The following is a 20,329-nucleotide window of genomic DNA, read 5'->3' on the forward strand; positions in this document are numbered from 1 at the left end:
CCTACACTTGGTTCAGGTTTTTGTAGGTCGTGGCTTTAGCTCGACAAGACGTGATGTGTTGTCGCGAGCTTTTTTGACGGCCTGAAGACCGACCTACAGGGGTTTAACTATATATCACCCTGGTATTCGCTTCGCTTGCGCCTGTTTCGTAGGCTCACAACGTGGCAGAGCGATTCCAACCTAAGGCAATTGTTATATATTTTTTCAAAATTTTGATTTATATAGTTTTTGTCGATCGTGGCTTTAGCCCGACGCAGCATGAGATGCCTTTTTGTCGAGACCGAGACATATTATCTTATCCAAGATAACTGACTATCTTCTGCCTACAACATAGCAACAGTGGTTTTGCAGTTTAGTTAGCGAACTTGTAAATCTTGGTTCTGTGGGTCTCTTGAGGGAGGCCTAATCATGATCAGGCATGCTCTATAGCTTGCGAATGTTTTATACACATAACACTTAACGTAACTCTAAATTTAACTATGTAATAGCTAATGGTGATACTTTTGAAGTCAAGTAGCATTTATGTTTTTTGAAATTATTATTCTTCAATTTTTAACCTATAAAACCATTAAATACAATGAGATAGGATCGACTTTTGGAGATTTAAGGGCATTCTTTGTGCTGTTTTATTAAAAATTGTTCAAAACTTGATTGACCCAGCGACTGAAAGCGGACTACAATCAGTTTCGTTTAAAAGAGTTGGCAATATTTATGTCCAGAGTTGCGAATATTACGTCATGTATGTTCGGTCCTGTTAAGTCATAAGTAATACCGAGTTTTTTTAGCACTATAACGTAGGCGACTAGCGCCTGCGTATAAATTAACTTAACCTACAGGATAAACAGACATGTCTGACGTAGTAACTGGTACAGTAAAATTTTTCAACGAAACTAAAGGTTTCGGTTTCATCACTCAGGATTCTGGTCCTGATGTTTTTGTTCATTTCTCTGCAATCAACACTTCTGGTTTCAAAACTTTGGCTGAAGGCCAAAAAGTTGAATTCCAAGTAGCTCAAGGCAAAAAAGGCCCAGAAGCTCAAAACGTTACACCTTTATAAGGTAACGTTGCTGAGGTTATACTCAGCAGTGCGAATGCTAAAAAGCGACTTCTAAGTCGCTTTTTTTGTTTTTGTAGGCTGAACTTTTTAAGTACAGTATTGATTTGAACTATTGATTTTAGAAACGTGAGGTGACGTTTTATGGCTGTTAAGTCATTGCAAGAGCAGTTATTGGGTGTTGGATTTCGTTGATAAAAAGAAAGTTAAAAAGCTAAAAGCTGAGACGCTTCAACAGAAGCAAAAAATTAAAAAAGGCAAGATGCTTGCCACTGATGATACTGAGCGACAGGAGTCTCTAAAGCAACAAAGACTTGAGAAAGCAGAGAAAGATAGAGCATTAAATTTAGAGCGCCAAAAACTTGCTGAGCATAAGGCAATTCAAGGTCAGATTAGACAGATGATAGAGCAAAACCGTATTCGGAAAGAGGACGGTGACATTGCCTATCATTTTACAGACAGTAAAAAAGTGAAGCAGTTATATATAAGCCAGTCAATGCATGATGATTTAAGTCGGGGTCGTTTGGCTATTGTTAAGCTTGAACAGCAGTATGAGATTGTCCCTGAGCCTGTGGCTGTCAAGATTAATGAGCGTGATGCTTCTTACGTACTTGTTTGTAATAACCGTGTTGAAAGTGTTGATGATGACCCTTACGCTGACTTTAAAATTCCTGATGATTTAATGTGGTAACAGCGTTTTTTTCCTCTAAGAGGGTTTTTTTGCCCTCTTTGCCCTTATTTTTCCGGTCCTTATTCATCTTAATTTTCTCTTAAAGCAAGATTTCCCTTCTGTATTGACGAAAAATTTTCGAACTGATTTGATTTTTTTGTTTCTTCATATGCACATTATCTCGCGCTTTTTTATAAATCATTGTTATTTAATGGTTTTTTAATTTGTCTGGTATGAAATAGTGATGGGAAATCCTTTTTATATGTAATATTTCACAAAAATAGCACACATAGCGGATACTTGATGCAATTAGCTTGCACTAGGTTGTCAATTTCTGTGGAAAGTTTAGATTGTTTGACTGTTGCTTGCACATATCAAGCGCCTACAAGAAAAAGCGTACAAACATTTAAAAGGGAAACGAGAATGAAAAAATCGATTATTGCTATTGCTGTATCTAGCGCAGCTCTTGCGTCTGTATCTGCTTATGCTGCTGAAGGTTCTACAGTAGATGTTTACGGTAACATTCAATACGCCTATGCAGATAAAGATGCTGGCGGCAACTTTGAAGATAACGGTTCTACTATTGGTTTAAAAGGCGAGACTAAAATCAATGATGATTTGACCGCTTTCTTCAAGTACGAACTAGAATTTGATGCAGACCAAAAATCGGGTGCTGAAGACAATGGTAAAGCTGACTTAGACCAAGCTTTTGTTGGCTTGCAAGGTAACTTTGGTAAAGTTCAAATTGGTTCATTCGACACAATCTACAACAATGCGATTCAAGATGCGGTTGATCAATATGAATACCTAGGCTTTACAAATGCGGCAAAAACGTCTGAAGGCGATACCATTGCTTACTTCTCTCCTTCTGTAAACGGTTTTGAAGTGCAAGCGGCGGTGCAAGTTAAAGGCGACGCAAGCGAAGGTCAAGCTACGAATGCTAATTATGACAAATCTTCTTCTATGATGGTTGTTAAGTATTCTACTGGTATCGTGTCTGCTGCATTGGGTTACGATACTCGTGACAATACTGCTGATGCAGAAGCGACTACAGGCCTAGCTATTACAGTGACTCCTTTGGAAAACTTGTCTGTTACAGCTAAATACGAAACCACAGAAGATACTCGAGACATTCTTGGTTTAGCAGCACGTTACGGTTACGGTGCTGGTGATGTGTACGCTTCTTACCAAAATGTTGATCCTGATGCAGCAGGTTCTGATGACTTCAATGAATACGCGGCAGGCGTGACTTACAGCCTAGCATCAAATATCTATGTGTTTGGTGAAGTTGGTAAGTTTGAAAGTGCTACTAGCAGCGACACTGATACTCAAACAGCTGTTGGTGTTTACTACGGTTTCTAAGATCTTCTCATAGACGATTTTATTTACTCTAAGGCTCCTTCCTACCCAATAAGGTGGGAGCCTTATGTTAAGTACGATCATTCAAGGTTCCATATATCTCTCTTGTAGGCGGATTGTTGGAACATTTTTGGCACCAGGTGGCAGCACCCGGTGCTTTTTTTTGCTTTGTATTTGTAGCTTAATGAATTTACGAAAAACTTGATTGTTATTTGACCAAACCGTTACACTTATTTTTCAATTATTTGGTGGCGGTTAATCATGCTTAATATGAACTTTGCTCAAGCGGTATTTATTGAAACAGATAAGGTCGATTGGGTTGCCAGTCCTATGTCTGGTGTTCATAGAAAACCATTAGCTAGAGAAGAGGCTGAACGTGGCCATGCGACTAGCTTGGTCCGCTACGATGCTGGTTCAGTTTTTCGGCCACATCCACATCCTCTAGGAGAAGAGATCCTTGTCCTAAAAGGTATTTTTTCTGATGAAAAAGGCGATTTTAAAGCCGGCAGTTACTTTCGTAATCCACCAGGTAGTAGCCATGCCCCACACAGTATTGATGGTTGTCTTTTGTTAGTGAAGTTGCACCAGTTTCAAACTTCAGATCTTAATCAGGTATATATTAGTACGCCTAAGATTTGGTCTTCTACAGCGTCTGAAATATTCCCTCTTTATCAATTTGGTAATGAGCGGGTTTGGCTTGTTCGTATTCAGAATAGTGAGAATCTGTTAAGTGAATTAGACTTATCTGATTCGGTTGAGTTATTTATGATATCGGGCCAAGCTAATTACGACGGCTTGTTAATCTCCTCAGAGGGGTGGTTGCGAGAGCCTAATTTTTTGCTGAGCCATTGGCGTGTCGAATCCGATTGTTTTATTTGGATTAAATCAGGACATTTTTAGTTTTTATTAAGCGGTATATTGGGGTTTCTGTGAAGCATATTGTACCCGAACAAAAGCGAGTATTTTTACCTGTAGTAGACAGCAATCAGCTGTTTCCTGTCGGCCGAGTTTATTGTGTTGGTCGTAATTATGCGGAGCATTCTAAAGAAATGGGAGACGATCCAGAAAGAGATCCACCTTTCTTTTTCAAGAAGGATGCATCGTGTGTCGTGCCTGTTACTTATTCAAATGTTACGCCTATCTCTTACCCGATGGCCACGTCACAGTTTGAATATGAAGTTGAGTTAGTTGTTGCTATCGGTAAAGGTGGTCGCCATTTAACGATGCAGCAAGCGAATGATGCCATTTTAGGTTATGCCGTTGGGTTAGACATGACTCGTCGTGATTTACAAGCACAAGCCAAAAAGAAAAGTCGTCCATGGGAGGTAGGTAAATCTTTTGATGAGTCCGCTCCGATAGGTCCTATTTCCTTAAAAAATGCTCAACTTACTGGTGATATATCAAAAGCGGAAATTGGCTTAAAAGTAAACGGGGGTACCAAGCAAATTAGTCATATTTCTAATTTAACTTGGTCTATTGAAGAAGTGATTTGCAAAATATCTGAGGTCTTTGAGTTACGTCCAGGTGATTTAATTATGACAGGCACACCCGAGAATGTCGGTGCTGTTGTTATGGGTGACATCATGCAGGCTTGGGTTACACATTTGGGAGAAATCCGAGTAAGTATTACTGATTAAATACAGTAAACTTTTCTAATAGGCTTGATGCTGCTGGGTGTTTGTATTCGGTTAGCAAGTGAATGGCTACTTCAGCAGTGCATAAGCCTATATTTTTTTGATTACGACGCTTTTGGTACAAAGATGTGATGCCTTTAATTTCGTAATGTGCGAATGCTTTTAAGTAAGGCGATTGGTTGTATATTTTCTTAGCTTGTTGCCAAGTGCCATCAATAATAATGATGTTGTCGACTGTTAGTGTCAGGTCAATTAAAGATGTCTGTTGCTGGTTTTCACATGGATATACCAGTATGGTGTTAGCGGGTGGTAGAGCTAATATTGCTGTGCTTGGATCCACTCTGGACCACACAATAATTTCGCACTCGCTTTCTAACGTCTCTTTTACTATTTTGCCTGTTCCAGATGTTTTTTTTAGTTCTTCACTGTGTGTCAGTAGCCAAATCTTCATGTTTATTTTTGCTTCAATTGAGTGAGTGCGAATGCTTTGGTTATTATACTGCTACTGACATGAACAAAAAATAAAAAAGCCTAACGCCAATTTTACAGTGTGGCGTCAGGCTTTTTTGAATGGTAGAAGGTTATTCTTTACCAATAGAGCCTATTTTATGGATGGCTAAATCCGCTCCGTTAAACTCATCTTCCTCACTTAGTCTTAGGCCGCTCACCGCCTTGACTATTCCATATACGATGAATCCACTCAGTGTTGCTATTATAATACCACCTAAGCTTCCTAGCAGCTGAGAGATAAGACTTACGCCACCTAGTCCACCAAGTGCTTCGGAACCAAAGATACCGGCTGCAATGCCCCCCAAGCTCCGCAGACGCCATGAAGTGGCCAAACGCCAAGTACATCGTCAGTATGCTTAAATTTCTGCTGAATAACGGTAAACAAGATTGTGAAGATCATCCCCGCAATGGCCCCCGTGGCTAGCGCCCCAATGGGGTGCATGATGTCGGAGCCTGCGCATACGGCGACTAAGCCTGCTAGTGGGCCGTTGTGTATGAAGCCTGGGTCATTTTTTCCAAATAGCATAGCAGCGATGATTCCTCCTACCATCGCCATCAAGGAATTAACCGCAACTAGTCCACTAATGCCTTCTAATGTTTGAGCAGACATGACGTTAAAGCCAAACCAACCTATGCATAAGATCCAAGCTCCTAACGCTAAAAAGGGGATGTTTGATGGTGCAAAGGCGACAAGTTTGCCATTTCTAAAACGTCCTTTTCGAGTGCCTAGTAATAAAATGGCCGTTAAGGCGACCCAGCCCCCAAATGCGTGGACAACAACAGACCCAGCAAAATCATGAAAGCGGCTCACCATATTGTGTTTCTAGCCAGCCCTGTATTCCATAATTACCATTCCAAACTATGCCTTCAAAGAGTGGGTAGGCGACACCAACAATCACAGCGGCAGAGATTAGCATGGGATAAAATTTTGCTCGTTCAGCCACGCCACCAGATATGATGGCAGGGATAGCGGCTGCAAAAGTCATTAAAAAGAAAAACTTCACGAGACTGTAACCGTGTTCCTGAGACAGCACTGCGGCGCTGTCAAAGAAGTTAACCCCATAGGCTATTTGATAGCCGATAAAGAAATAAACAAGGGCTGATATGGCGAAATCAGTCATTATTTTGACTAAGGCGTTGACTTGGTTTTTATGGCGAACGGTACCGACTTCTAAAAAAGCAAACCCAGCGTGCATGGCAAATACCATGATAGCTCCGAGTAAGATGAAGAGGGTGTTTGAGCTAGATACTAGCATTTCTACTGCACTATTTGAGGGTGTCACGGATTACTCCTAATGGTTTTTCTGCACCAAAATGGTTTTGTTTGTTTGTTTTTTTGCCCAATAGTTGGGCTATTTTATGTATTTTCTTTGTTAAAAATCCGTTTGCTCCATTTTCTAGCAATAAATGTTCCATTTTTGCTTTTTTTTGGTGCTTTCTTTTGCTTTTGTGTATTAGTGCACCATTGTGGTGTTTGAGTGGGGTTATTATTGCTTCAAGAGAGATTTTTATTGACTCTGGTTATCTATGGGGAATATTACTTTTTTTAACAATACTTGCTTTTCATCTGCTTTCTATTTTACTTTCTAAGACATATTATATTTAGAAGTGTGTTTTTTATGCTAACGCGAATTAATATACTTAACGTTAAGTCCTTGCTTATTTAAGCTTAGTTATAAAGACTGCTCATTAAGAGCAGCAAAAATAAAATGAGGTTGTTATGTCAGGTCAATTAGTATCAGGTATTGTTAAATGGTTTAATGACGAAAAAGGATTTGGTTTCATTGCTCGTGAAGGCGGTCCTGATGTTTTTGTTCATTTTCGTTCTATAAATGGCAATGGTCGTCGTACTCTACAAGAAGGTCAGAAAGTGACATTTGAAGTGACTCAAGGCCAGAAAGGTCCTCAAGCTGAGAATGTTACACCAGTGTAACTGGTGCTTTAATTGGCTAAAAACCATGCGTTTAACTGCTTATTTTAGGTAAGATGTTAATGATGAGCATGGTTTTTTTATGTCTATTGTTTTTCATTTATAGGAGGGTGTTTTGTTACCTGTGTTGTACTCGTTTCGGCGTTGCCCTTACGCTATTAGAGTCAGATATACACTTGCTTTTTTAAACGTGTCTGTCTATCTGCGAGAAGTGATTTTAAAGGCAAAACCGGACGCACTCTTATCATTAGGTGGTCGATCCACCGTCCCTCAGTTGATTGATGTTGATGGTGCGAGATATGCGGAGAGTTCCGATATTATTTTTTGGGCGCTTTCGAAGTCCAGTATAAAAAATAGATCTCAGCAGTTGTGGCCATCAGAAATAAAGCAAAGAAATAACATGCAGGCGTGGATTGCTTATAATGACCACTTTTTTAAATATTGGCTTGATCGTTATAAATACGCAGATAGGTATCCTGATTTTTCGGAAGTATATTACCGCTCTAAGGGGGAAATATTCTTACAAAGACTAGAAAATCGTTTAAAAAAGCGAAGTTATTTGTTTGGGGAGAGCGAAACCTTGCCTGACATTATGATTTTTCCATTTGTTCGTCAGTTTGTGGCCGTAAACCAAAGTTGGTTTGATATTTCTCAATATAATAACGTAAAAGTCTGGCTGGCCAGATTTATCAATTCTGCTTTGTTTCAATCTGTCGTAATGATTAAACACTCGGCTTGGCAAGCGGGGCAGGCGGAAGTGCCTTTCCCCGCTTAAACCGTAAGCTTTACTCTATCAAGCCAAAGGTTACCCAGTATAAGAAGCTAGGATCAGCATCATTAGGTTGTTGTATTGGAACGAACTGACCTTGCTTGCTAATATAGGAAGAATTGGGGAAGTTTTGTTTTAACACGGAAAAATTGGTTTCAGCTAGATCGGTTTTTTCCAAGTCATTATAAGACTGTACGCTTATTGCTAGAGCCTCTTCCACAGACTGTGAACTTGGATAATTTTGAATGACCTCTTGGCTACGACGGAGTGCAGAAAGCGGTGCTTTTCTTTTTAGGTAGTAGTGAGCCACTTGTAATTCATGACGAGCGACCATTTCACGTAAATAGTACATACGCGCTTTTCCGTCTGGTGCATAGGCGCTGTTTGGAAAACGAGAGGTAAAATCCGCTAATTCGTTGAAGGCCTTAGACAGTTCTTTCGAGTCTCTTTCACTGGGGTCTAAGTTTAAGTAGCGAGACATTAGACTTTCTGCCCCCTTGTAAGTAGATAAGGCACGCATGTAGTAAGCGTAATCAATCGAATCATGCTCAGGGTGGTTTTTGATAAAGCGTTCCGCTGCCGCGTGAGCAGCAATGAAGTCGCTTGCTTCCATTTGGGCATAGATGAGATCTAATTCTGCGCGTGTGCTGAATTCGCCAAATGGATAGCGTGAATCCAAGTCTTTGAGGTGTTTTATTGCAGTGGATGGCAAGTTTTCTTTCAGTGCCTGTTGCGCTTTATCATAATAAACGCGTTCAGGCAGGTCTGGTTCTTGTACTTGCTTACTTGAACAAGCCACAATTAATAAAGAAAAACCAACTATTCCAGAGAATCGGAGCAACGAGTGATGAAATCCCATGTATAATCAAAACCTTGATATGGTAGTAGATTAGCCTCAATCGGCATTTTGTAGCGTTAAATTGCGAAAGATGATGAAGTGCAAGGCGCTACACGTTTTTTCACTTTCAGACTCTATGATAAATTTAATGAGCTGAAAACAACAGATTAAAGTACATTGTATGGCAGAGCGCATAGTAAAAGAAGCCCAAGTTCCTTTCGATTTGGGTGGTAATCGATTTGATCAGATCGCAACAGAGCTGTTTAGTGACTATTCTCGCTCACGAATTCAGAGCTGGATTAAAGAAGGTGCCTTAACGGTTGATGGTAAACTGACTAAACCGAAAGAAAAATTGTTTGGTGGTGAGTTGGTGTCATTGGACATAGTGATCGAAGCTCAAGAAGAGCATGAAGCGCAAGAAATGGCGCTAGATGTCGTTTATGAAGATGACGACATTATGATCATCAACAAGCCTGCTGGATTGGTTGTGCATCCAGCTGTGGGTAATCGCGATGGTACCTTGATGAATGCGATCCTTCACCATGCGCCTGAAACAGCTCATCTGCCTCGCGCGGGTATTGTACATCGCTTAGATAAAGAAACCACAGGGTTGATGGTCGTGGCTAAAACATTGGCAGCGCAGACCGATTTGGTTATGCAGCTGCAAGAACGCAGCATGGGACGTGAATATGAAGCCGTTTCGATTGGCGTGATGACCGGTGGTGGCGTTGTTGATCAGCCTATCGGCCGTCACCCACACAATCGTCAAAAACAAGCGGTTGAGCCTGTTAATGGTAAGGAAGCTGTGACCCATTATCGCTTGGTGGAACGTTTTAAAAACCATACGCATATTCGCTTGAAGTTGGAAACGGGTCGTACCCATCAAATTCGTGTGCACATGGCATTTATTCAGTATCCATTGGTCGGTGATCCTCAATATGGTGGTCGTCTAAAAATGCCAAAGGCTTGTTCCCCTGAATTACAAGACGAGTTGAGACACTTTCGTCGTCAGGCGTTGCATGCAAAAAAACTCGAGCTTGCTCATCCTATTACCAGGAAATGGATGGAATGGGAAATTGATTTACCCGACGATATGAAAAAATTGTTGGATGCGCTTCGAAAAGATACGGTGGAGTCCGGTAGTAACGATTCTGAGTATTTTTAATGCGATACGATTAAAAAAAGGCAGCCTAGGCTGCCTTTTTATTTAAAAGATAGTGGTTTTAAACAAAGCGGTTTTGGAGATTTTTATGGTGTCTCATAGTGATTCTTTCATTTGTCCAAATTGGCCTGCGCCTTCTTCGGTACGGGCTTATGTGTCGACTCGCATGGGTGGTGTGAGTGAACGGCCATTTAATGAGCTTAACCTCGGGGCGCATGTTGGTGACGACATGAATCATGTGACCGAAAATCGTCGTTTGTTTGCGAATGCCATCGGCATGCCTCAGTCGGTTCAATGGCTCAATCAAATCCACGGCACTGATGTTGTGTGCTTGCCTTGTCGTGATTTGCCTGACAGTGGTGATGCCGCGGTGTCTGAGCAACTGAATCAGGTGTGTGCGGTTTTAACGGCAGATTGCTTGCCAGTCTTTTTTTGTGATAAAGCAGGTACAAAAGTAGCGGTTGCCCATGCTGGCTGGCGCGGTTTATGCGCTGGAATTTTAGAGACAACGTTAAAACAGTTTGATGAACCAGAAAATGTCTTAGTGTGGTTGGGGCCTGCCATTGGTCCTAATGCGTTTGAAGTGGGCGATGATGTTCGTGAGGCATTTATGGCTGAGCGGCAAGAGGCGCAATTGGCTTTTGTGGCGACAAAGAAAGGCAAATGGCTTTGTAACTTATACCTGCTTGCAAGGCAGCGATTACTGGCCAAAGGCGTGGTTGATATCTCTGGTGGTCAGTATTGTACCTTGACTGACAAAGATCGTTTTTATTCGTATCGCCGTGACGGAAAAACCGGACGTATGGTGTCTGTTATCTGGCTAGAGAATAAATAAAGTAAGTTTTATTGACCGGTGTCAAAAAAATGACACCCGTCTATTGAAAAGCGACTAAGCGCACTTATTAAGTGGGAAGTGTCTGTGTTTTATTATTTTTGGTCAGGAGGTTCCTATGCGAATCGATCGTTTAACCAGTAAATTACAACTTGCTCTTTCTGATGCGCAATCTATCGCGCTTGGCCACGATCATTCTTATATCGAGTCATTGCATTTAATGATGGCATTGCTCGATCAGCAAGGCGGCAGTACTCGACCGATTTTGCAGCAAGCGGGGGTTCAGGTTGCTAAGTTTCGTGAGGGTTTAAATAATCTTTTGACTAAGCTGGCGACGGTCAAAGATCATGATGGCAACGTGCAAATGTCACCAGAGTTAGGGCGTTTGCTAAACTTGGCCGATAAAGAAGCGCAAAAACGTAAAGACCAATATATTTCTTCCGAATTGGTTTTGATGGCAATGTTTGACGGTAAGGATGACTTAGCAAAGGCACTTAAAACGACTGGTGTTACAAAAGCCGATATTGCTACCGTGATTGATCAGGTGCGCGGTGGGGAGTCAGTGAATGATCCAAATGCCGAAGAAAGTCGCCAAGCATTGGATAAATATACGGTTGATCTCACCGCAAGAGCGGCACAAGGTAAGCTTGACCCTGTTATAGGTAGAGACGATGAAATACGTCGAACAATTCAGGTTTTACAGCGTCGCCGTAAGAATAACCCCGTTTTGATTGGTGAACCTGGGGTGGGAAAAACCGCCATTGTAGAAGGTACTCGCTCAACGAATTATTAATGGTGAAGTGCCTGAGGGGCTAAAGAATAAGCGGGTATTATCACTTGATATGGGCGCTTTAATTGCTGGGGCGAAGTATCGTGGAGAGTTTGAAGAGCGTCTAAAGGCTTTGCTGAATGAGCTTTCTAAGCAAGAAGGTCAGGTGATTTTATTTATTGATGAAATTCATACCATGGTTGGCGCAGGCAAATCGGAAGGTTCGATGGATGCTGGCAATATGCTCAAGCCAGCCCTTGCACGTGGTGAATTGCATTGTGTTGGTGCGACAACACTTAATGAATATCGTCAATACATTGAAAAAGATGCTGCGTTAGAGCGCCGCTTTCAAAAAGTGCTGGTGGAAGAGCCTAGCGTACTCGATTCTGTCGCTATTTTGCGTGGTTTGAAGGAGCGTTACGAAGTTCATCATGGTGTTGATATTACCGATTCGGCCATTATTGCCGCTGCCAAGCTGTCGCAACGTTACATTACAGACCGCCAGTTACCAGACAAAGCGATCGATTTGATTGATGAAGCTGCAAGCCGTATTCGTATGGAGATGGATTCAAAGCCTGAAGATATGGATCGTTTAGAGCGTCGTTTGATTCAATTGAAAATTGAAAAAGAAGCGCTTAAGAAAGAAAAAGACAAGGCGTCTAAGCTAAGACTTGATGAATTGGACAGTGAAATAAACACCCTGCAAAAGCAGTTTTCTGACTTAGAGGAAATCTGGAATGCAGAAAAAGCAGCAGTTCAAGGTGCGCAAAAGCTTAAAGAGGATTTAGAAGCGGTTCGCCATGAAATGGAAGAGGCGCGTCGTAGTGGTAATTTGGCGAAAATGTCTGAGTTGCAATACGGTGTGATTCCTATGCTTGAGACGGAAATAGAAAAAGCCAGTCAAGCAGAAGAAAACACCGCGACGCGTCTATTGAAGCGACGCGTTACGGAAGAAGAGATCGCTACCGTTGTGTCTCGTTGGACTGGAATCCCTGTGGATAAGATGCTGGAGGGAGAGCGGGATAAACTGTTGAGAATGGAAGACGCACTCCATGAATCTGTCATGGGGCAGAATGAAGCCGTCTCAGCCGTCTCTAACGCGGTTCGCCGTTCCCGATCAGGCTTAGCGGACCCGAATAGACCAAACGGCTCTTTTCTTTTCCTAGGCCCCACAGGCGTTGGTAAAACAGAACTTTGTAAGTCTTTGGCGAGGTTTTTGTTTGATACCGAGCAGGCAATGGTGCGTATCGATATGTCGGAGTTTATGGAGAAGCACTCTGTTGCTCGTTTGATTGGGGCACCACCGGGTTATGTTGGGTATGAGGAGGGAGGTTATCTAACGGAAGCGGTTAGGCGTCGACCTTACTCCGTTCTGCTGCTTGATGAGGTGGAAAAGGCACATCCTGATGTGTTTAATATTCTTCTCCAAGTATTAGACGATGGTCGTTTAACGGATGGCCAAGGTCGCACGGTAGACTTTAAAAATACCGTTATTGTTATGACCTCTAATTTGGCTTCGGATTTGATTCAGGAGTATCAATCTGCAGATCAATATGAAGAAATTAAAGCCAAAGTGATGGAAGTGGTTGGCATGCATTTTCGGCCAGAGTTTATCAACCGAATTGATGAGGCCGTGGTGTTTCATCCGCTGATGAAATCTCAAATTAAAGGCATTGCAACGGTCCAACTTTCTCATTTGAATGAGCGATTGGCAGAGATGGGGATGTCTTTAGTGTTAACAGAGGCCGCATCAGATCAATTGGTTGAGGTGGGCTATGATCCGATCTACGGGGCTCGCCCATTAAAACGTGCCATACAGCGATGGATTGAAAACCCTTTGGCAAATGAGTTGTTGGCCGGACATTTTGTTACTGGAGATCGTATTGTGGCGGATGTCTCTAACGGTGAAATTACTTTCTCAAAAGTCAGTTAGCTTTCGAGGCGTCAGGTTCATATATAAAGCAGAAAAGCCCGCTAAAGTATCGCGGGCTTTTCGTTTTTTTGGAGATTAGCTCTTAAAATCAGTGCTTAAAAATCGACGAAAGCACCAATGAACACACCTGTAAACTCAACATCAAAACTTGAGTTGTCGATGTCGTCAATATCTTCACTTACTTTGCGGTAACCTGCTTCGATACCAGTGAAGTAAAATGGCTGATATTTAACCTTGAAAGTTGAGTCTGTGATGCTAGCATCGCTACCGCCACCACTTTTGAATTCACCACCTACGGATAGGCTTGTTCCTGGAAATGTCACATAAGCTGATAAGTAGCCAAGTGGGTAAGAGTCGCTTACATCCGTTGAACCAATAGAGCCATCGATACTGCGTAGTGTAAGACCAGCATCTAGATCTAACCACAAAAGACCGTCTAAGAATTCGTAGTATAGCGTGTAGTCATTATAAGACGTGTCTATTTTAGTATTAGAGCTATAAAATTTGCCTTCTAGATCTTGGTGTTGGATGCGAAAATTCGGGATAAGTGGAATGGGGTGTTCTACTGCGACACCGTAGTAGGTATTGAAATCTTCGCCATCATTAGTGATGTACGAGCCTGCTTCTGCTGTTAAACCAAGTACATCAGCGTGGGCAGCGCTTGCTAGCAAAGCAGTCGAGAGTAAAAGAGCTGATTTCATAATTAGTTTCCATATATCATCATGTATAGTAAATTTTGTCTGATTATAAGTTGAAGAGAGACAAAAACCAATGAAATAAGGAGAAGATATGGAGTAATGTGTAGAATATTTACAATAGATGGCTGGGGTAGCTGGATTCGAACCAACGCATGACGGGATCAAAACCCGTTGCCTTACCGCTTGGCGATACCCCAATATGTCGAATTATGGTGGCTATAACTAGATTCGAACTAGTGACCCCATCATTATGAGTGATGTGCTCTAACCAACTGAGCTATATAGCCTTGCATATATGTTTTTGCTAAGAAGCATCGATGGCTGGGGTAGCTGGATTCGAACCAACGCATGACGGGATCAAAACCCGTTGCCTTACCGCTTGGCGATACCCCAACATATCGAATTATGGTGGCTATAACTAGATTCGAACTAGTGACCCCATCATTATGAGTGATGTGCTCTAACCAACTGAGCTATATAGCCATTTGTCTGTTGGCTGGGGTAGCTGGATTCGAACCAACGCATGACGGGATCAAAACCCGTTGCCTTACCGCTTGGCGATACCCCAACAGACTAACAAAAAAACAGTTTACATAAAATGATCGACTGCCTCTGTGGCGCGATATTATTCATATAACTTGTTAATGGGTCAAGTCTTTTTCTTAAAATGTTTTATTATCTCTTAAACATTAAAGCGGAAATGCATCACATCGCCGTCTTTTACGACGTAATCTTTCCCTTCTAAGCGCCATTTTCCAGCTTCTTTGGCACCACTTTCACCCTTATATTGAATGAAATCATTGTAACTGATTACTTCAGCACGGATGAAACCTTTTTCAAAGTCTGTGTGGATCACACCTGCAGCTTGTGGGCCTGTTGCGCCTTTTTTGATGGTCCAAGCACGGACTTCTTTGACGCCTGCTGTAAAGTAGGTCTGAAGGCCTAGTAATTCATAGCCGGCGCGAATGACTCGATCCAATCCAGGCTCTTCCATACCCATTTCATCTAGGAATTCTTGCATCTCTTCTGCGTCTAGCTCAGAGATTTCTGCTTCAAGCTGATTACAGATAGGAACGACCATGGCACCTTCTGCCTCTGCAATGGCGCGTACTTGGTCAAGATGTGGATTATTTTCAAAGCCATCTTCTGCTACGTTTGCGATGTACATGGTTGGTTTTGTGGTTAAGAGATGAAGTGAGCGAACTTCTTTTTTCTCTTCATCAGACATGTCCATAGCGCGAACGGGCAAGCCATTTTCTAAATGTTCTTTGATGCGCTCAAGAAATGCTTTATGGGCGATGGCATCTTTGTTGCCACTTTTCGCATTTTTGGCTGTACGGAAAAGTTGTTTTTCGATGGATTCGATATCGGCAAAGATTAACTCAAGATTGATGACTTCAATATCTAGTTTTGGGTTAACGTGATTTGAAACGTGAATAACATTGTCGTCTTCAAAGCAACGAACAACGTGAGCAATGGCATCGGTTTCACGAATGTTGGCAAGGAACTTGTTGCCAAGGCCTTCGCCTTTTGAAGCGCCTTCTACTAGGCCTGCAATGTCAACAAACTCCATCGTTGTTGCCAATACACGCTCTGGTTTCACTATGGCAGCTAAAGCGTCTAGACGTGGGTCTGGCATGGCAACCACACCAGCATTTGGCTCTATGGTACAGAAGGGGAAGTTTTCTGCGCCAATACCTGCTTTGGTTAATGCATTAAATAGAGTCGATTTACCAACGTTAGGTAGCCCAACGATGCCGCAATTAAAACCCATAGTGAGATTCCTAATAATTAAATGATTATGCTTTGAAGCTATGAAGCTGATTCATGACGGCATTTAACTTGCCGCATACAATGTCATCAACATAACGTAATGATTCGTCGATTGTTTGTTCTATTTTTGCATAGTCGTCTGGCGCCGCTTTTTTTAACACGTAATTGGCGACTTGGCTTGCATGGCCAGGATGCCCTATGCCAATTCTTAGGCGGCCGAATTCTCTATTATTTGACAGCTTTGCAATAATATCTTTTAGTCCGTTGTGCCCACCATGTCCACCACCTTGCTTTAATTTAACTGTGCCCTGGGGAATATCAAGTTCATCGTGAATCACAAGGATTTCTTCAGGAGGGATTTTATAGAATTGACATACGGCCTGAACCGCTTTACCGCTTAAATTCATATAGGTGGTGGGAATCAGGAGATAGCACTCTTCACCAGCTATATAAACTTTACCAAATTGGCCAAAAAACTTTTTTCTAGGCGAAGAGCGCATTGGCTCTGACGAGCCAATGCCTCAATCCACTGAGCGCCTGCATTGTGGCGAGTATTCTCGTACTCGCTGCCTGGATTTCCCAAGCCGACTAATAATCTAAAACCTGCCACAATGCTGCCTTCAATGATCTTAACGTTTAGACTTACCGATACGAGCGATAGGTTGGTCATGATCTTCGCCTTTAAGCAAAGACACAAGCTCTACGCCTTCTGGAAGGATAACATCAGACAAGTGGAAAATTTGATCAAGTTGGCCTTTGATCACGTCTACAACCAATACTTCAGGAAGGTTAGCTGGCAAACAACGCACTTCAGCTAGCTTAGATTCGATAGTCAAACGACCACCTTGGCTCTTAACACCTTCACTTTGTGCCGCGTTGATGAAGCTTAAAGGAACACGAGTAGTGATCACTTTGTCAGCTTGAGCGCGTTGTAGGTCCATGTGCATTATAGCACCGCTTGATGGGTGGCGTTGCAATGCTTTAACAAGAACTTGTTCAGTTTTACCTTCAACTGTTACTTCAACTAGGCCAGTTAAGAAGCCTGGAGTAGCAACGGCTTTAAGTAGCTCGTTGTCTTTGAAAGAGATAGATACTGGAGCAGTATCACCGCCATAAATAACAGCTGGCACTAGGCCTTCGTTACGAAGGCGGCGGCTCGCACCTTTACCTTCTTGAGTACGTGCTGCGGCATTAATAGATAATGACATGGTATTTTCCTAATAATTAATAAAGTTTGTGCCCAGAAATGCGACCCGTTCCGAGCGTTAGTGTTTGGCTTAGGCCCCAAACATGGCGCTGATAGACTCTTCATTGCATACGCGACGAACAGCCTCCGCCATAATGTCAGACATCGACAATTGGCGTATTTGAGGGCAATTAAGCGCCTCTTGTGTCAATGGGATGGTATCAGTCACGACCAACTCATCAAGCACGGAATTTCGGATGTTTTCAATGGCTTTGCCAGACAGTACTGGGTGAGTACAGTAAGCCAATACTTTTGCGGCACCGTGTTCTTTTAGCGCTTTAGCGGCAGCGCATAATGTGCCACCTGTGTCACACATGTCATCCACTAAAACACAAGTTTTGCCTTCTACGTCACCGATCAAGTGCATGATTTGGGCTTCGTTAGCGCGAGGGCGTCGCTTGTCTATGATGGCTAAATCCGCATCATCTAGTAATTTTGCAAAAGCGCGAGCACGAACAACACCGCCAACATCAGGAGAAACCACCGTAATGTTTTCATGGCCTTGGCGCTGCAAATCGTCAAGCAGCAAAGGTGTGGCGTAGACGTTATCAACTGGGATATCGAAAAATCCTTGGATTTGGTCTGCGTGTAAATCCACCGTTAACACACGGTTGATGCCCACGGCAGAAATCATGTCGGCAACCACTTTTGCTGTAATAGGTACCCGTGCAGAACGCACACGACGATCTTGGCGAGCATAACCAAAATATGGAATAACGGCTGTTACTCGAGTCGCAGAGGCGCGACGTAAAGCGTCGGCCATGACGATCAATTCCATTAAATTGTCATTGCTAGGGGCGCATGTCGATTGAATAATAAAAACGTCTTTACCTCGAACGTTTTCATTGATCTCGACCGTAATTTCACCGTCGCTAAATTTACCTACGGTCGCGTTGCCAATAGGTAACCCTAGGCGGCGTACCACCCTGCGAGCGAGTTCAGGGTTTGCATTACCGGTAAAAACCATCAACTTGGACACTGTATATACCCTTTGTATTTTATAGCGATGACTATTGATTAGCCAAGAAAAGACTGGCTGGGAAAAGTGTGTTTATACAGGCACACTAGCTCCTATTTTGCTCAATCCACTGGTTTAGCACATCGTGTGTTGGAGAAGTGTTACAGCCACGGCAAATCCAACTTTGCCACTTTGTCGGTGTAGACGATCTTACTCGCTCAGCGTCGTGCATATTATCGAAGGCGAGAAAGAGACAAGCGCCTGTCCCTGTTAGCTTTGCGTCACCATGGTCTTTCAACCACGAATACGCTTCACTTACTTCAGGATAGTGCTTTATCACCACGTCCAAGCAATCATTATGCCCACCCAGCTTCAAGGCGTGCGATATTCTGAGGGGAGGGGTGTCTCTTGTCAAATATTTATCGGTAAAAATTTGACCAGTTGAGACATGGCAATTGGGCTTAACAAGCAAAAAATAGGGCGTATCTAGCTCGACTTTTTGCAGTTTTTCTCCAACCCCTTCAGCAAAGGCTGAAAAACCCATAACAAATACCGGGATGTCGGCACCTAGTTTGACACCAAGTATCGCTAGTTCTTCTAATGATAAATGGCATTCCCAAAGGACATTTAAAGCCAGTAAAGTTGTGGCTGCGTTTGAGCTGCCACCGCCGATTCCTCCTCCCATAGGTAATTGTTTTGTCAGAGTAATATCTATACCGAAAGAGGGATCTTTTTTATATGGTGTGAGCAATTTTGCTGCCTTATAAACAAGGTTATCTTCGGTAGGTAATTGCTCAATAATAGGTGAAATAGTGATCTGGTTGTTGTGTGTTAAGGCAAAGTCGAGTGTGTCACATAAATCAATAAACTGAAATACGGTTTGCAGCTCATGGTAGCCGTCTTCTCGTCGCCCTGTAATGTGTAAAAATAAATTTAATTTCGCAGGAGAAGGTAGTTGCATTTTTAGTTACTGAATAGTCCATTGATTGATAATTAAATTGACCCTAAAAGGCGGATTCGATACCTGCATTCTTTGAGGTAAGGATAAACCGTCGATTTTTGTAAAGTTATTATAGGTGATTAACCAGCCATCTTGTTGAATAGTGTTGGGCAATTTGCTGATTGGGTCTTGAGATATGCGTGATGGTGAATTGGGTGCCGCCAGACCTCTAATCCAATAAGTAACCTGCTCAACTGGGAACTCCCAACCAAGTTCTTGTTGTAACAAGGTAGCAGGGTCAGTGCCTGTTACGACCGTATCTTCGTAGGCCAAGGTGACAACACCATCTTGATTTTTGTCTAGCTTAGTGGCCCCTTGGCCAAAGGGTCCTACAATACTTAGGGCGAAAGTCTTTGGGTCTTTTTGCCAATTAAAATTACCTGACACTGCGTCTTCTTTAGTTCGTATACCCACTCGACCGGATGTTTCCCATTTTGAAATAGCGGCCACACTATCCGGTGGCGGTATAACCGGTCCTGTTGGTCTGGAGCTACAGGCACTGATAAGGATAGTAAGAGCGAAAAGGCTGAGTAAGCGATAGTTCATGATGGTGTATCCTGTTGTGATTCTTCAAGTAGTGACGGTGAAAGTCGCTTAATTGTATCAAGTAAAAGTGGTGTATCTGGTGATGCCTCTAAAGCGGTTTTCCAAATTTCTAGGGCTTCCTTGTAATGTCTTTGCTTCCATAATGATTCACCATAGTGTGCGGCAATTTCAGCATCAGGTAAAATAGACCATGCTTTTTTTAGATAGTAAGAAGATTGCTCTAATTCGCCTTTCAGGAAAAAGCCCCAGCCAAGACTGTCAATAATGGCAGGATCGCTGTCCGCTTTTTCATAAGCAGATTCTATATAAATCATGGCTTCATCAATGCGCTGTGTACGGACCAGTAACGTGTAACCAAGAGCGTTAAGGTATTGAGGGTTTTCAGGGTCTTTTTCTAATAGCGTTTTAAGTTCGCTTTCTGTCACATCCCATTGACCAAGCGCGTCTGCCAATAATGCTTTTTGATAGCGCAATGCATCAGAGTCCGGAAATAAAAGCAGTGCTTCGCTGAGTAATTCATAGGATAAATGAGTGTTTCCATTCTCTTCGTGAATTTGACTGATTGCAGCAATTTGCTCAGGAATATCTTCTCGGTGTGTTCGATTTAACACCATAGTGTTGATGTCTGCTTCCTTGCCTTGTTCGTAA

General features: G+C 42.4%; 19 protein-coding genes, 5 tRNA genes and 3 pseudogenes. 10 read left to right on the forward strand and 17 right to left on the reverse strand.

Annotated features, from left to right (window positions below):
- Window positions 1–847 precede the first annotated feature (847 nt).
- The 5 genes from ONZ52_RS08385 (at window position 848) to ONZ52_RS08405 (ending at window position 4,720) form a co-directional block, all read left to right on the forward strand.
- On the forward strand, window positions 848–1,057 hold the full coding sequence (locus ONZ52_RS08385; RefSeq protein ID WP_024024079.1) for a cold-shock protein: 210 nt from the start codon (window positions 848–850) through the stop codon (window positions 1,055–1,057).
- 175 nt (window positions 1,058–1,232) lie between these two features.
- Window positions 1,233–1,745, forward strand: coding sequence for a DUF2058 domain-containing protein (locus ONZ52_RS08390; protein WP_265218196.1), 513 nt, complete (start codon window positions 1,233–1,235; stop codon window positions 1,743–1,745).
- A 402-nt stretch (window positions 1,746–2,147) separates the two neighbouring features.
- Window positions 2,148–3,086 carry a porin gene (locus ONZ52_RS08395; RefSeq protein WP_265218197.1) on the forward strand — a complete coding sequence of 313 codons (939 nt, stop codon included), beginning with the start codon at window positions 2,148–2,150 and terminating at the stop codon, window positions 3,084–3,086.
- Between the two features lie 258 nt (window positions 3,087–3,344).
- Window positions 3,345–3,983, forward strand: a complete 639-nt coding sequence (locus tag ONZ52_RS08400; protein ID WP_265218198.1) for a cupin domain-containing protein — start codon at window positions 3,345–3,347, stop codon at window positions 3,981–3,983.
- A gap of 29 nt (window positions 3,984–4,012) precedes the next feature.
- Window positions 4,013–4,720 carry a fumarylacetoacetate hydrolase family protein gene (locus ONZ52_RS08405; RefSeq protein WP_265218199.1) on the forward strand — a complete coding sequence of 236 codons (708 nt, stop codon included), beginning with the start codon at window positions 4,013–4,015 and terminating at the stop codon, window positions 4,718–4,720.
- Here the strand turns inward: ONZ52_RS08405 and ONZ52_RS08410 are convergent.
- From ONZ52_RS08410 to ONZ52_RS08420, 3 genes and pseudogenes are all read right to left on the reverse strand, one after another.
- Window positions 4,710–5,168, reverse strand: coding sequence for a DTW domain-containing protein (locus tag ONZ52_RS08410; RefSeq protein WP_346433233.1), 459 nt, complete (start codon window positions 5,166–5,168; stop codon window positions 4,710–4,712). The two genes, ONZ52_RS08405 and ONZ52_RS08410, sit on opposite strands and share 11 nt — an antisense overlap.
- 130 nt (window positions 5,169–5,298) lie before the next feature.
- Window positions 5,299–6,510 (reverse strand): annotated as a pseudogene (locus tag ONZ52_RS08415) (ammonium transporter).
- A complete protein-coding gene (locus ONZ52_RS08420; protein ID WP_265218200.1) occupies window positions 6,494–6,643 on the reverse strand; it encodes a hypothetical protein in 150 nt (49 codons plus the stop codon). Before ONZ52_RS08420 ends, ONZ52_RS08415 begins: the two are co-directional and overlap by 17 nt.
- Before the next feature lie 304 nt (window positions 6,644–6,947).
- On the opposite strand from ONZ52_RS08420, the gene ONZ52_RS08425 reads away from it, so the two are divergent.
- Window positions 6,948–7,160 carry a cold-shock protein gene (locus ONZ52_RS08425; protein WP_111608974.1) on the forward strand — a complete coding sequence of 71 codons (213 nt, stop codon included), beginning with the start codon at window positions 6,948–6,950 and terminating at the stop codon, window positions 7,158–7,160.
- A 121-nt stretch (window positions 7,161–7,281) separates the two neighbouring features.
- Window positions 7,282–7,932, forward strand: coding sequence for a glutathione S-transferase (locus ONZ52_RS08430; RefSeq protein ID WP_265219369.1), 651 nt, complete (start codon window positions 7,282–7,284; stop codon window positions 7,930–7,932).
- Between the two features lie 10 nt (window positions 7,933–7,942).
- On the opposite strand, the gene ONZ52_RS08435 is transcribed toward ONZ52_RS08430, so the two are convergent.
- A complete protein-coding gene (locus tag ONZ52_RS08435; RefSeq protein WP_265218201.1) occupies window positions 7,943–8,785 on the reverse strand; it encodes an outer membrane protein assembly factor BamD in 843 nt (280 codons plus the stop codon).
- Between the two features lie 160 nt (window positions 8,786–8,945).
- Here ONZ52_RS08435 and rluD point away from each other — a divergent pair, with 160 nt between their 5' ends.
- The 3 genes and pseudogenes from rluD (at window position 8,946) to clpB (ending at window position 13,460) form a co-directional block, all read left to right on the forward strand.
- Complete coding sequence (rluD, locus tag ONZ52_RS08440; RefSeq protein WP_265218202.1) at window positions 8,946–9,929, forward strand: 23S rRNA pseudouridine(1911/1915/1917) synthase RluD; 984 nt, start codon at window positions 8,946–8,948, stop codon at window positions 9,927–9,929.
- A gap of 85 nt (window positions 9,930–10,014) precedes the next feature.
- Window positions 10,015–10,761 carry a peptidoglycan editing factor PgeF gene (gene pgeF / locus ONZ52_RS08445; RefSeq protein ID WP_265218203.1) on the forward strand — a complete coding sequence of 249 codons (747 nt, stop codon included), beginning with the start codon at window positions 10,015–10,017 and terminating at the stop codon, window positions 10,759–10,761.
- Window positions 10,762–10,876: 115 nt separating this feature from the next.
- Window positions 10,877–13,460 (forward strand): annotated as a pseudogene (clpB, locus tag ONZ52_RS08450) (ATP-dependent chaperone ClpB).
- 95 nt (window positions 13,461–13,555) lie between these two features.
- On the opposite strand, the gene ONZ52_RS08455 reads toward clpB, so the two are convergent.
- The 13 genes and pseudogenes from ONZ52_RS08455 to ONZ52_RS08515 form a co-directional block, all read right to left on the reverse strand.
- On the reverse strand, window positions 13,556–14,161 hold the full coding sequence (locus tag ONZ52_RS08455; protein ID WP_265218204.1) for a TIGR04219 family outer membrane beta-barrel protein: 606 nt from the start codon (window positions 14,159–14,161) through the stop codon (window positions 13,556–13,558).
- Window positions 14,162–14,280: 119 nt separating this feature from the next.
- Window positions 14,281–14,355: transfer RNA gene (locus ONZ52_RS08460), tRNA-Gln, on the reverse strand.
- 13 nt (window positions 14,356–14,368) lie between these two features.
- Window positions 14,369–14,445 (reverse strand) — tRNA-Met (locus ONZ52_RS08465).
- A 31-nt stretch (window positions 14,446–14,476) separates the two neighbouring features.
- A tRNA-Gln gene (locus tag ONZ52_RS08470) sits at window positions 14,477–14,551 on the reverse strand.
- A gap of 13 nt (window positions 14,552–14,564) precedes the next feature.
- Window positions 14,565–14,641, reverse strand: a tRNA-Met gene (locus tag ONZ52_RS08475).
- 10 nt (window positions 14,642–14,651) lie between these two features.
- A tRNA-Gln gene (locus ONZ52_RS08480) sits at window positions 14,652–14,726 on the reverse strand.
- A 114-nt stretch (window positions 14,727–14,840) separates the two neighbouring features.
- Window positions 14,841–15,932, reverse strand: coding sequence for a redox-regulated ATPase YchF (gene ychF, locus ONZ52_RS08485; protein WP_265218205.1), 1,092 nt, complete (start codon window positions 15,930–15,932; stop codon window positions 14,841–14,843).
- Window positions 15,933–15,957: 25 nt separating this feature from the next.
- Window positions 15,958–16,541: pseudogene (gene pth, locus ONZ52_RS08490) on the reverse strand (aminoacyl-tRNA hydrolase).
- A 19-nt stretch (window positions 16,542–16,560) separates the two neighbouring features.
- Window positions 16,561–17,139 (reverse strand): 50S ribosomal protein L25/general stress protein Ctc, encoded by a 579-nt coding sequence (locus tag ONZ52_RS08495; protein ID WP_265218206.1) that lies wholly within the window; start codon window positions 17,137–17,139, stop codon window positions 16,561–16,563.
- 69 nt (window positions 17,140–17,208) lie between these two features.
- On the reverse strand, window positions 17,209–18,156 hold the full coding sequence (locus ONZ52_RS08500) for a ribose-phosphate diphosphokinase (protein WP_265218207.1): 948 nt from the start codon (window positions 18,154–18,156) through the stop codon (window positions 17,209–17,211).
- A gap of 85 nt (window positions 18,157–18,241) precedes the next feature.
- Entirely contained in the window at window positions 18,242–19,096 is an 855-nt protein-coding gene (gene ispE, locus ONZ52_RS08505) for a 4-(cytidine 5'-diphospho)-2-C-methyl-D-erythritol kinase (RefSeq protein ID WP_265218208.1), read from the reverse strand.
- A 6-nt stretch (window positions 19,097–19,102) separates the two neighbouring features.
- Complete coding sequence (gene lolB / locus ONZ52_RS08510) at window positions 19,103–19,681, reverse strand: lipoprotein insertase outer membrane protein LolB (RefSeq protein ID WP_265218209.1); 579 nt, start codon at window positions 19,679–19,681, stop codon at window positions 19,103–19,105.
- Complete coding sequence (locus ONZ52_RS08515; RefSeq protein ID WP_265218210.1) at window positions 19,678–20,295, reverse strand: tetratricopeptide repeat protein; 618 nt, start codon at window positions 20,293–20,295, stop codon at window positions 19,678–19,680. The genes lolB and ONZ52_RS08515 overlap by 4 nt, the downstream gene beginning before the upstream one ends.
- Window positions 20,296–20,329: the final 34 nt, after the last annotated feature.

This window comes from Marinomonas rhodophyticola (assembly GCF_026113935.1).
GTDB lineage: Bacteria > Pseudomonadota > Gammaproteobacteria > Pseudomonadales > Marinomonadaceae > Marinomonas > Marinomonas rhodophyticola.